Source organism: Rhodanobacter sp. G1, from assembly GCF_055397855.1.
On record NZ_AP039674.1, the window covers coordinates 2216015 to 2228027 of the forward strand.

The 12013-nt window shown below is 67.4% G+C and carries 13 protein-coding genes; 1 reads left to right on the forward strand and 12 read right to left on the reverse strand.

Going from position 1 to position 12013, the window contains the following annotated elements:
* Positions 1 to 133: 133 nt before the first annotated feature.
* The 12 genes from ACZ5Z2_RS10035 to gltX all read right to left on the reverse strand — a co-directional run bounded on the left by ACZ5Z2_RS10035 (position 134) and on the right by gltX (position 11203).
* Positions 134 to 295, reverse strand: a complete 162-nt coding sequence (locus ACZ5Z2_RS10035; protein ID WP_464758405.1) for a 30S ribosomal protein THX — start codon at positions 293 to 295, stop codon at positions 134 to 136.
* A gap of 206 nt (positions 296 to 501) precedes the next feature.
* The gene (locus ACZ5Z2_RS10040; protein WP_464758406.1) at positions 502 to 2190 is read right to left on the reverse strand and encodes a PepSY-associated TM helix domain-containing protein; all 1689 of its coding nucleotides are present in this window, start codon (positions 2188 to 2190) and stop codon (positions 502 to 504) included.
* Between the two features lie 7 nt (positions 2191 to 2197).
* Positions 2198 to 2491: a hypothetical protein gene (locus ACZ5Z2_RS10045; RefSeq protein ID WP_464758407.1), complete on the reverse strand. Its 294-nt coding sequence runs from the start codon at positions 2489 to 2491 to the stop codon at positions 2198 to 2200.
* Positions 2484 to 2756, reverse strand: coding sequence for a hypothetical protein (locus tag ACZ5Z2_RS10050; RefSeq protein WP_464758408.1), 273 nt, complete (start codon positions 2754 to 2756; stop codon positions 2484 to 2486). The genes ACZ5Z2_RS10045 and ACZ5Z2_RS10050 overlap by 8 nt, the downstream gene beginning before the upstream one ends.
* Before the next feature lie 72 nt (positions 2757 to 2828).
* Positions 2829 to 5234 (reverse strand): TonB-dependent siderophore receptor, encoded by a 2406-nt coding sequence (locus ACZ5Z2_RS10055; RefSeq protein WP_464758409.1) that lies wholly within the window; start codon positions 5232 to 5234, stop codon positions 2829 to 2831.
* A 154-nt stretch (positions 5235 to 5388) separates the two neighbouring features.
* Complete coding sequence (locus ACZ5Z2_RS10060; RefSeq protein WP_464758411.1) at positions 5389 to 6510, reverse strand: FecR family protein; 1122 nt, start codon at positions 6508 to 6510, stop codon at positions 5389 to 5391.
* Positions 6511 to 6567: 57 nt separating this feature from the next.
* A complete protein-coding gene (locus ACZ5Z2_RS10065) occupies positions 6568 to 7116 on the reverse strand; it encodes an RNA polymerase sigma factor (RefSeq protein ID WP_464758412.1) in 549 nt (182 codons plus the stop codon).
* Between the two features lie 297 nt (positions 7117 to 7413).
* A complete protein-coding gene (locus ACZ5Z2_RS10070; protein WP_464758413.1) occupies positions 7414 to 8376 on the reverse strand; it encodes a cation diffusion facilitator family transporter in 963 nt (320 codons plus the stop codon).
* A 49-nt stretch (positions 8377 to 8425) separates the two neighbouring features.
* Entirely contained in the window at positions 8426 to 8869 is a 444-nt protein-coding gene (locus ACZ5Z2_RS10075) for a MerC domain-containing protein (protein WP_464761691.1), read from the reverse strand.
* A 120-nt stretch (positions 8870 to 8989) separates the two neighbouring features.
* Positions 8990 to 9472: a transcriptional repressor gene (locus tag ACZ5Z2_RS10080; protein WP_464758414.1), complete on the reverse strand. Its 483-nt coding sequence runs from the start codon at positions 9470 to 9472 to the stop codon at positions 8990 to 8992.
* A gap of 41 nt (positions 9473 to 9513) precedes the next feature.
* Positions 9514 to 9786, reverse strand: a complete 273-nt coding sequence (locus tag ACZ5Z2_RS10085; RefSeq protein ID WP_464758415.1) for a hypothetical protein — start codon at positions 9784 to 9786, stop codon at positions 9514 to 9516.
* A 16-nt stretch (positions 9787 to 9802) separates the two neighbouring features.
* Positions 9803 to 11203 carry a glutamate--tRNA ligase gene (gene gltX / locus ACZ5Z2_RS10090; RefSeq protein WP_464758416.1) on the reverse strand — a complete coding sequence of 467 codons (1401 nt, stop codon included), beginning with the start codon at positions 11201 to 11203 and terminating at the stop codon, positions 9803 to 9805.
* A gap of 14 nt (positions 11204 to 11217) precedes the next feature.
* Between gltX and ACZ5Z2_RS10095 the strand changes: the two genes are divergently transcribed.
* On the forward strand, positions 11218 to 11976 hold the full coding sequence (locus tag ACZ5Z2_RS10095) for a transporter (RefSeq protein ID WP_464758417.1): 759 nt from the start codon (positions 11218 to 11220) through the stop codon (positions 11974 to 11976).
* Positions 11977 to 12013: the final 37 nt, after the last annotated feature.

The window sequence follows — 12013 nt, forward strand, 5'->3', positions numbered from 1 at the left end:
CGCCCGGCGAGCGACACCTGCGCCGGCAGGCGCCCACAAAAAAACCGCCAATGGGCGGTTGTAGACATCCATGAATCCCGGTCACAAAAAACCCCGCCGCAGCGGGGTTCTTCGCGAATCGTGCCGGACGGGGTCAGGCCGACTTCTTCTTCGGCGCGGCCTTCTTCACGGCAGCGGTCTTGGTCACGGTCGGCTTGGCGCCGGCCACGGCCGGCTGCGCGCCGTGCACGCGGCTGTTGCCGTAGCTGCCGCGATAGGTCTTGCCGCGACGGGTCTTGCGATCGCCCTTGCCCATGGGAATCTCCTCAGGATGCGTGATGGCCGCACATGATAGCAGCGCCCGCGACGGCGCCATAGCCGGCCGGCAGTGCCACAGTTTGAATACCATTCGCCCTGAGCGTAGGCCCGTCAGGGCCGGAGTCGAAGTCATCAGCGTTTCGACTTCGCTCGCTGACGCGAGCTACGCTCAACGCGAACGTCAAATTCAAACTGAGAGCCTGTTCACGATCTCCCGGCATTTCCATCCGAGGCGTCATCCCGCGGCAAGTCTTGCCGTACCGCCGGCAGCGCTGCGGCGGCCGCCGGCTGCGGACGCCGTGCCGACCACACGCTGTCCACCGGGCCGTGCTTCACCCGCCGCGCCGTGGCCCGCGCCATCCAGGTGAAACACAGCGCGCTGATGAAGGCCGTCACGTCCACGCCGATGGCGGCGGCGCTGCCGTGCGCCCACATGCCCAGCCCTGGGAACAGCAACGCGGCCAACGTGGTCAGCGGAATCGCCAGCGTCGCCGCCGCGCATACCCATAGCAGATGCACCGCCGAGCGCGCCGCGCCCCGGGCGAAGGCCCAGACGATCGAGGCGAAAAACACCGCGTAGTAGACGACTTCGTGCCAGCGGTTCAGGTCGTCCACGTGCCCGTGCAGCCACTTGGCCGCCGCGATGGTTGCCGACAGCCCGGCCACGCAGCCCAGGCACACGCCCACGGTGCCGGCGGCAAGCCAGTAGGCGTCGCGGCGTTGTTGCGGCGTTTCACCCTCCTTGCGCGCCCGCTTGCGGCGCGTTTCCACCCACAGCAGGTTGCCGCTGTAGAACAGCCATGCTCCGGAAAATCCGAGGAAGAAATAGGCCCATCTGATCGTGATCCCGCCGTATTCCCCGGTGTGCAGGGAAAGGGCCGTCAGCGAGGCGCGGTGATCCGGGGCTTGATGCGATGGACGGTTGTCCTTGAGGAGTGCACCGGTCGCGGCGCTGAGGATGACGCCCCCGCCATCCCCGACATAGCCGCGCTCGGTTCCGAAAAAAGTCACGGTGGCCGCTTTGTCTCCGAAATTCTTGAAGGTCATGCCCTCGGGCTCGAAACCGGACACCTGGGCTTTCAGATGTTGGAGCAACTGCGCGGGCGGCAGCATCGTACCCGCTACGCCGGTCGGCTTGGGCGTAGCGTAATAGTGCTGGAAAAAGCGTGTCATCACGATCTTTTGCTTGCCGCCGTAGATCACGCTCTCCTGTGCCGACCAGAGCGGCCCGCCCAGGCTCAATGCCGTCGCGGTCACCGCAATCACAAGGTGAAACGGAAGTGCCGTGATCCCGACGACGTTGTGCGCGTCCAGCCACATGCGCTTGAGGTTATGGCCGATGCGCAGCGCCAGAAAATCCTTGGCGAACGACGGCAGCAGCACGATCACCCCGGCGATCAGCGTCACGCCGTAGAGCAGCGAGACCACGCCCATGAAATACGATCCCCAAGGGTTCGGAATACCGGCGCGCTCATGGGTTCCCTCGATGAACTCCGCCAGTCCGGACGGTTCCTCCTGCTTTGCCAGCAACGTGCCGTCGGGTTTCAGCGTCGCCCACCAATGGACGTGCTCGTGCGGTTGGCCGGGCGCGTGCGGCGCGTCCTCCACCCATGTTACGCGCGCAGGCTCGTCCTCGCGTCCCTGCAGATGCAGCGTAATCCCTTCCTTGCGCGCTTCGGGATGGGCGGCGGCTACCAGTTGGAGGAGACGGGGCGCGTCGTCCAAAGAAACCGCCCCCACTCCCACGGCTGGCGGCGACGCCCAGCGCGCTATGGGCTCCCGAAACATGCTGAGCGCACCGGCATAGAAGGCGATGAACAGGGTGAAGCCGCAACTGATGCCGATCCAGGTGTGGACGGTCTTGTAGAGCTTGACGATATCGGCGCGGATCATGCGGCCCTCACGCGAAGAAATAGAAGCGGCAGGCGAACAGCGCCGCGAACGCGATGAAGTTCGCCGCGCCCAGCCACGCCCAGGCCGCACGCCCGCTGCGGAACAGAAAGCAGAAGCCGAACACCACGATCCAGACGAACGCTTCCAGATGGCGCATCAGATAGAAGCGCCCAGTCGGCGCGTCGATGCCGCCCGGCCCCAGATAGGCGTAGAGGCCGACCAGCGAGAGCGCCAGACCCAGACCGAGGATGACGCCGGCACTGGCCTTGCCCCACCAGTCGGGGCGGATCCTTTCAGCCATGCCGGTTGCTCCATAAGCCGCGCAGCGCGGCGATGAAGGGGAAGGCGAACAGGCACACCATCGCAACATGCAGCGTCACGAAGAAGCCCGCCAGGGGCCGCAAGGCCGCGATCCATGCGGCAAGACCCGCCGTCAGCAAGAGACCACCGGCTGCCAGCAACGGCCGAGTGGATGGTCTGCGCCCAAACCATTTCTGGTTCGGGCTGACAAGGTAGAGGCAGGCGCAGCCCAGGACAGTGAGCGCCAGGGCGCAAAGGACAAGCATCGCTCGGGTGACTCCTTGGCTCTCAAAAATGGCTGCTGGCACTCGCCGGCCAAGCACCGGCGCCCGATGTGATCAGAGGTCGATGGAGGCCGACAGCCAGAAGGTGCGTGGTACGCCCAAGATGGCGCTGCCGCTGTACCAGACGCCCCCCCAGTAGCTCCTGTTGAACACGTTGTCCACGTTGGCGCGGAATACGACGTCCTTGTCGCCCAGCCTGGTCGCATAACGCGCACCCAAGTCCAGCACCGTCCACGACGGCAGCTTCAACGTGTTGGCGTTGTCCAGATATTGGGCGCTGGTGTAGAGCACCCGGCCGTTCAGCGCCAGGCCCGACACGCCAGGCACGTCCCAATCCAGGCCCAGATTGGCGGACCAGGGTGGGGAGCCAGGCGCCTGGTTGCCGTTGTAGAGGCCACTCTGCGTCTTGGTCAGCCGGCCCTGCAAATAGGTCACCCCTCCCAGCACCCGCAGGCCGGGCATCAGTTCGCCGAAGGTTGCCCATTCGACGCCGCGGTTGCGCTGCTGGCCGTCCAGGCGCAGCGTGGGCAGCGGCGAAGTGCTGGTGTCGGTCGTCGTGCTGGGCTGGGCGATCTGGAACACGCTCAACGTGTTGGTGAAGCTCCCCGTTTGCAGCTTGGCTCCCACCTCGGTCTGCTTGGTCTTGTAGGGTGGAAAGACCTGACCCGCGTTCCGGTAGGTGCCGGCGACCGTCGTGCCCTGCGACAAACCCTGGATGACGTTGGCGTAGAGCGACAGATCGCTGGTCGGCTTGACCACCAGCCCGACCATCGGCGTCCAGGCGCTCGCGTCGTAGCGCGAGGCCACCGCGCCGCTGCCGGGGCTGAAGTTCGTCGCCTTCACGTTCTGCCGGCGCTCGCCCAGCGTCAGCAGCACGCGGTCGTTGATGAAGCCCAGCGTATCGGCCAGGGCAAAACCGCTGAGCGTGTTCTCCGAAGACTTCGGAATATGGGTCGGTGAGACGGGCCAGGACAGGATGGGCGCCGGCGCATAGATGTTGGTTAACTGGGTGGCACCGGTTGTTCTGGCCACCCAACTGTCCCGGTTCAGATACGACGCGCTCAGGGACACCGCCTGGCTGACCGCGCCGGTCTGGAACCGGCCCCGTAAACCCGTTTCGGCGCTGTGGGTTCTGGTGTCGGTAGGCCAGTCATAGGCATACACGTCGGCATCGCCATTGGCTTGCAGGTTAGTGACCCATCCAGGCATGACTCCCGTCATCGTGCCATGCTGCACGCCAGCTTTGGCGTAGCCGGTCCAGTGGTCGTTGAAGTCGTATTCGCCGCCGAGGATCGCTGCTTCTGTCGTCTCCGTGCTTCCGGGGCTGCGCGGAAGGATGTTCGTCCGGCCGCTGGGCGCGGAGGGCATCGAAGTCAGCCCGCTACTGACAGCGACCAGCGGGGGCGAACCGCCATGTATTTTTTGCTGCACGCGATACGCGTCCAGCGTCAGGCGCAGTTGCTCGCCCCGATAGTCCAGCGCCAGGGCGCCGTTGTTGCTCTCTTTCTTCTGACCATGGATATAACCATCACCGTTGCTGTAGCTGCCGTTGAAGCGCAGGCCCCATTCGCCGTTGGCGCCGAAGCGGCGGCCTATGTCCACATGGCCTTCCCCCAGCGCCTCCGAGCCAACGCCCAGCGTGAGGCGCGTCAGGGGTACATCGCCCGCCCGCTTGGGAACGATATTGATGGCGCCGCCCACCACGCCATTGGGCGACATGCCGTAGAGCAGTGCGCTCGCACCTTTCAGCACATCGACCCTTTCCGCGAAGTCCGTCGGAAAATCGCCCCAGTACGGGGTCATTCCATACAGCCCGTCGACCTTCGCATCTCGGGTCGCTACGTTGAAACCATGAATCTTGACGGTCGATGAGCTGACACCATCCGCCGGCAACGATTCCCGAACCGAGGGTTCGTTGCGCAACACATCGAGAACCGAGTTGGCCTGCTGGTTCTCGATCAATTGGGAGGTGTAACTGGTGATGTTGAACGGCGCATCCATCACGTCCACCTTGCCCAGCAGGCCCAACTGCCCGCTGCGCGAGACCTGCCCGCCCGCATAGGTTTCGGTCAGGGCTGTCACCTTCACGGACGTCAGCGTCACCGCGTTGTCATGGGCGGGTGGAGCGGACTTCTTGATGACGACGGCATTGCCTTCCCGCGCGGCGATCAATCCGCTGCCGGCCAGCAGCCGATCCAGCGCCTGGTCCGGCGTCAGCGTGCCCGATACGGCCGGGGCGGTCTTGCCGGCCACCAGGGCGGGCTGCACGATCAGTTGCACGCCCGTTTGCAGCGCCCAGTTGCCCAGGGCGTCACCCATCGGCTGTGCGGCGAGGTTGAACGACACGGCTACGCCGGGGCCTTGGGCATGGACAACCGCGGCAGCGACGGTCGAGGCAACGGCCAATGCAACGGCAAGCGCAAGCGGCGCCGCGCGGCGCAGTGGGGGACGGGGTGGCATGGGGTTCTCCAGGGATAAAACGAATGATTCTTATTCATGAAGACGAACCACCCTCCGGATACCCTAGTTCACGTCTGCAAGAATCCGCTTTTCCGCTGCCCGGTCAGCGCCTGCCGGGCGACGGGATGCCCTGATTCGCCTGGCGCGGCAGACGCTAGCGCGCCAGAACCACCTCCTCAGTGCCGGCGCCGGCCGCTTTCAGCCGCACCGGCAGCGCGGCGGGCAACAGGCGCCGGAAGGTGGCCATGTCGCGCGGGTCGAAGACGCCGGTGATGGGCAGCGCGGCGACGGCCGGGTCGCGGATCAGCAGATGCGGGGCACCGTAGCGGGCGAGTTCGGCCAGCGCATAGTCCAGCCGCTGGTTGTCGAAGCGCACGCGGTACTCGCGCCACGGGGCGATGCCGCCCGCGGCGACGGCAGACACGGCGGAAAGCCAGCCCGCCTCGTCGCCGGAAACCTGCTGACCCGCCGACAGGATGACGGCTTGCCCATCGCCACGGATCGGCGATGCGCCCGTTGGCCCGTCGATGCGTTCCACCCGCACCGTGCCCTCCTCCACGGCGACGTGGACGCCCGTGTCGCCGGGAACCTGCGGCGTGTGCCGCACGGAAAACCGCGTGCCGACGACGGTGATGCGCATCCGCCCGGCCAGTACGTGGAAGGGCCGCCCGGCGTCGCTCTCGACGGCGAACACCGCCTGGCCGTCGAGCAGTTTCACCTCACGGCGCTGGTGGTAGTAGGCGACCTCCAGCCGCGTGTCGGTATCGAGCCATAGGCAGGTGCCATCGGGCAGCGTCGCTTGGGACTGCTGGCCGCGCCGGGTGCTGAAGGCCTGCCTGTACACGGGCTGGGCCTGCCAGTGGTTCCAGACGAGCAGGCCCGCACCACCGGTGACGGCGGCCACGCCGGCGATGGCCAGGGCGGACACCAGGAGGCGGCGGCGCGAGGGCATGGGCTGCCGCACCTGCCGTTGCCGGCCGGTCGCCGCAGCCTGCGGGCCGATCTGTCCGGTGCCGGTGTCGGCGTCCCGGGCCTGGTCGTGGGCCAGTCTGTGCCGCAACAGATTGCGCATGTCCTGCGGGACGTCGTCGAACGCCTGCCATTCGCGCTGCCAGTGGTCGAAGGCCTGCCGGTGCGCCGGATCGGCGACGAGCCAGGACTGGAAGGCGCGCTCCTCCTCCGCACCGAAGCTCTCGTTGCAGCGCCGGACGAACCAGTCCAGCGCCTCCTCGCGCACGCGGGAAGCGCTGGCTGCCTGGATGGGAGGTGGGCTCATGGGGTCGTGGTTCTTGTCCAGGTGTCTGTGCGAGCCGTCGTATGACCAGGCCTGTCGTCAATCATGCCGGGATCGGTTCAGTTTCCTGCGCCTGGCGGCGGGCGCCGCCCCCCCACCGGCCGCCTGCGCCCTGCTGCACTCGCAGGCATCCAGCGCGTGCTTGATGTGCTGCTCCACCGCCTTGACCGAGATGCCCATGTGCCGTGCGACCTGGGCATAGGTCATGCCCTCGAAGCGATTGAGCATGAACGCCTCGCGACAGCGCGGCGGCAGGCTGTCGATGGCCGCAGCCAGCGCCGCCACGCCTTGCTGCGCCGACACGGTGGTCTCCGGCTCCGAGTTGCGGCTGGCATGCGCCGCGTCGGCTTCGGCCTGCGCGTCGGGCGCTTCCACGCTGGCGCGCACGTCGGCGTGCCGCTGGTGGTCGATCACGAGGTTGCGGGCGGTGTGGTACAGCAGCGCGCGCGAGTTCCGCAAGAGCTGGCCGCCCTGGCGCGCCGCCAGCACGCGGGCGTAGCTTTCCTGCGCCAGATCGGCCGCGATGTCGCGGTCTTTCACGGTGCGGGCAAGAAAACCCAGCAGTTCTCGATAGTAGCGCTCAAGCACGGATCAGTCCTTGCCCAAAGGGAACGGGGCATGCCCCTCAGCGGATGGGCGTCGAGACGAGAGCCAGCCCGGTGCACACAGACAAATGGGAATCACTATCATTATCCCAGATGTGGCGAAAGTCGGACAATACGGCCGCCACCGCGGCAACGCCTCCGTTTGAATACCGTTCGCCCTGAGCATAGGCCAGCCAGGGCCGGACTCGAAGGGAGCGTCGTTTCGATTTCGCTCGCTGACGCGAGCTGCGCTCAACGCGAACGGTCAAATCCGAACCCAATCACTGCCCGCCGGCCGGGGTCAGCCGTGGCCGTGGCCCGCGCAGCCTTGCGGCTGGTCGAGGCATTCCTCGGGGTCGATCTGCACGGTGACGTGCTGGATGCCGAAGCGTTCGCGCAGCAGCCGGTTGAGCGCGCGCAGCGCCGGCGCGGCGGCGGCCGGGTCGTGCAGCTCGACATGCACGGTGGCCATGCGCGAACCGGAAGCCAGTTGCCATACATGCAGATGGTGGACGCCGCGGATCGAGGCGTCCGCGCCCTGCAGCGCCGCCTCCACCTCGGTGCTGTCCATGCCGTCCGGCACGCCTTCCAGCAGGATGTGCGCGGAGCGGTGCAACAGGCGCCACGCCCCGGCAAGGATCAGCACCGCCACCAGCAGCGACAGCAGCGGGTCGGCCCACAGCCAGCCGAACGCGCGGATCGCCAGCGCCGCCAGCACCGCCGCCACCGAGCCCAGCAGGTCGCCCAGCACGTGCAGGCTGGCACCGGCCAGGTTCACATCGTCGTGCGCATGCCCGTGCAGGCTGCGCAGCACCAGCACGTTCACCAGCAGGCCGACCAGGGCTACCACCAGCATCGTGCCCGAGAGGATCCCGCTCGGATGCAGCAGGCGCTGGATCGCCTCCCACGCCACCCAGGCCACCAGCACGAACTGGCTGAGCGCGTTGACGAAACCGACCAGCACCTCCATGCGCCCGTAGCCGTAGCTGCGCCGCGCGTCCGCCGGCCGCAGCGCCAGCCGCGCGCCGACGTAGGCCATCAGCAGCGCCAGCGCGTCCACCATCATATGGCCGCCGTCGGTGAGCAGCGCCAGCGACCCCGACCACAGGCCACCGACGATTTCGGTCAGCATGGTGACCGTGGTCAGCGCAAAGGCCAGCAGCAGCTTGCGGCCGCGCAGGCCGTCGTGATCATGGTTGTGGTCGTGACTGTCTGCAGCGTGTGCATGCGGATGATCGTGCCGGCTGGAGTGCGTGTCGCTCATGAACGCATGCTAGGAAGCGCAAGTGGCGTTACACAATCACCACGCGTGTTCAATGCGCGCATTGCGGGCCGTGCACGTGCGATCCGGCATGCACGTGGCGACGGTCGATGGCGAGGTTCACGAAATGCGCTGAAGCCACCAGCAGGCCACCGCAGGTCACCATCGTGCTGTGCAGGACGACGGAAACGTCCACCGCCCAGGTGACGCCGAGCAACAGCAACAGCAAGCCCGGCACGGCCAGCAGCAAGGGCAGCGGGCGACGGTGCCGGCGGTAGCCGCCAGCGAGGGCGAACAACGCCAGCATGGAAGCGAACACCACGAAGCCGCGCTCGAAACGGTGCCCCGCGAGAAAGCCCAGGCCGAGCAGCGGCAATACCGTGAGCACGAACGGCAGCAGCGCACAGTGGATCGCGCACAGGAAGGAAGCCGTGGCGCCCACGCGGTCGGCCAGATGCCACCAACGCGCAGGCACAGACCCATCGCCCGCGGCCATCGTCGCGGGGCGGGTCAACACGCTGTCGGTTTCGGCCGGGGATCCGATCCTGTCCATGCCGGAATGTTACTTTGTAACAACTCCGGCGCACAAGTGGGCTTCCGCCACCGGCCGCTTCAATCAGGATTTGCGGCAGCGCTTGCAGACGCCATGGACTTCCAGCGTCTGCGCCTGGGCGCGGAAGCCCAGCGCCTTGGCCTGCGCCTCGATCAGCTCGGCCACGCGCGGGTCGCAGACTTCCTCCGCGCCGGAGCAGACGTCGCAGATCAGGAACGGCACCTGGTGCGCCTCGGCCGGGTGATGGCAGGAGACGAAGGCGTTGATCGACGACAGCTTGTGGATGAAGCCCTGCTCCAGCAGGAAATCCAGCGCTCGGTACACCGTGGGCGGCGCCGCGTTGCCGTGCCGCTCGCGCAACTGGTCGAGCAGGTCGTAGGCCTTCACCGGCTTGGTCGCTGCGGCGACCAGCTCCAGCACTTCCATGCGCAGCGGGGTGAGGCGCAAGCCGCGCTCCTCGCTGACATGCGACACCTCGCGCACGAAGCCCTTGGCATCGTGGTGATGCCGGTGGTGGTGCTCTCTGCTGGCGTCGTCGTGGGCCAAGGCGTTCTCCTCGCGTGCATCATACCCGCACGCGACGGCGCTCAACGCGGCAATGGCGGCGGCGCACGCGGCCTTCGGGGGCGATGGCAGATCACCAGCCAGCCGATCGGCCCCAGCACCCAGGCCCAGGCGATGCCCTCCCACAGGCGTCCGCGCCACCAGCCCAGCAGCGCGCCCACCGCCACGAACACGAGGTTCCACCAGAACAGCGCGGCCCACGGCACCATCGCCCACAGGTTGCGGCACACCTGCCAGTACGCGCCGGGAGCGTCCGGATCGACGCCCTGCATCGCGCGGGCCAGCAGCTCGTCCACCGCCGCCCTGCCCGGCTCAGCCGCGCGCCAGCACCAGCGCGTGATCGATGCGCTTCAGCGCCTCGTCGCGGCCGCAGAGGTAGATGGTGTGGTCGATGGACGGCGACACCTGCGTGCCGGTGATCGCCACGCGCAGCGGCTGGGCGATCTTGCCCATGCCCAGCTCCAGCTTCGCGGCCACCTGCTCGATCACGCCGTGGATCGGTTCCGGCGTCCACTCGACGGTGGCCAGCAAGCTCTTGGCTTCTTCCAGCACGGCGGCCGCGCTGTCGTTCTTGAGGTGCTTGGCGACGGCCTTGTCGTCCCACTCGGCGATGGGGCCGTACCAGACCTTCGCACGCTCGGCCATTTCCTTCAGCGTGTGCACACGGTCGCGCAGCGCCACGATCACGTCGGCGGGTCGCGGGCCGTGCGCGGCGTCGATGCCGGCGCGCGCGAGGTGCCAGGCAAACTCGGGCGCCAGCGCGGTCGGATCGTCGGTCTTGAGGTAATGCTGGTTGAGCCAATTGAGCTTCTCGGTGTCGAAGCGCGAGGCGGCCTTGTTGACGTCGGCGACGTCGAACAGCTTCACCATCTCCTCGCGCGAGAAGATCTCCTGGTCGCCGTGCGACCAGCCGAGGCGCACGAGGTAGTTGAGGATGGCGTGCGGCAGGTAGCCTTCCTCACGGTACTCCATCACGCTCACCGAGTTGGTGCGCTTGGAGAGCTTCTTGCCCTCCTTGTCCAGGATCATCGGCAGGTGCGCGAACTCCGGCACCGGTGCCCCAAGCGCGTGGTAGATGTTGATCTGGCGCGGCGTGTTGTTGACGTGGTCGTCGCCGCGGATCACCTCGGTGATGCCCATGTCGATGTCGTCCACCACCACGGCGAAGTTGTAGGTGGGCCAACCGTCGGAGCGGAAGATCACCAGGTCGTCCAGCTCGGCGTTGGCCCACTCCACACGGCCCTTCACCTTGTCGTCGAACACCACCGAGCCTTCGGTCGGGTTGCGGAAGCGGATCACCCGGTTCGGATCCTCGCGGCACGGTTCGTTGCGGTCGCGGTAGTAGCCGTTGTAGCGGGGCTTCTCGCCCTTCGCCATCGCGGCCTCGCGCATCGCCTCGATCTCCTCCTTGCTCTCGTAGGCGTAGTACGCCTTGCCCTCGGCGAGCAGGCGCTCGGCCACCTCCTTGTAGCGGGCCAGGCGATGGGTCTGGTAGATCGGCGCCTCGTCGGCAGAGAGGTCGAGCCAGGCCATCGCGTCGAGGATCGCCTGCACGGCCTCGTCGGTGGAGCGCTCGCGGTCGGTATCTTCGATGCGCAACAGGAACTCGCCGCCGCGCCGGCGCGCCTCCAGCCAGCAGTAAAGCGCGGTGCGCGCGCCGCCGATGTGCAGGAAACCGGTGGGGCTGGGGGCGAAACGGGTGCGGACGGTCATGTAGAGTGCTGGGGATGCGAGAAACCACGGATTTTAGCCGATACCGCCGATGCATCGGCGCGGCGCTGCTGCTGGCCGGCCTGGCGCCGGGCGCGTCGGCGCTGGACAACCCTGGCTACGACCGTCCCGGCCTAGGCTTCACGCCGGCCGTGCTGGCCGCCGGCGACGTCACGCTGGAACAGGGCCTGCCGGACTGGAGCCGCGATGGCGGCAGTGCGCAATACACCGCCGACGGCCTGCTGCGGCTGGGCATCGGCCACGCACTGGAGCTGCAGCTTGGCAGTTCGTACAACCGCCTCGACGAAGGCAGCGCGGCCGCCTACGGCCGCGGCGACAGCACGCTGGGCGTGAAATTCGCCCTGCCCGCGCACGGCAACTTCAGCTGGGGATTGCTGGGCAGCGTGGAGTTCACCGACGGTGCAGGCGCTTTCCGCAATCCGCAGCGCCAGTATCTGCTGGGCGCGGACTTCAACTGGCAACTCGACGCGCGCAACAGCGCAGCGCTGTATCTGGAGAACGTGCGCAGCGGCGGCCACGACAGCAGCCAGCTAGCCGTCAACGACGGCTACGCCCTCACCCCGACGCTCAATGGCTACGTCGAACTCGGCGTGATGGACGTTGCCGGCTCGGGCCACGGCAGCCGCGCCGGCGCGGGACTGGCGTGGATGCTCACGCCGCGCGTACAACTGGACGCCAGCTTCCGTCACCGCCTCGGCGGCGTGGCGCCCCAATGGGAAGCGGGACTGGGCGTGTCGGTGTACTTCGGCCGCTGACGCAAGCCGCCGTCATCGCCGCGTCACGCATTCGCCA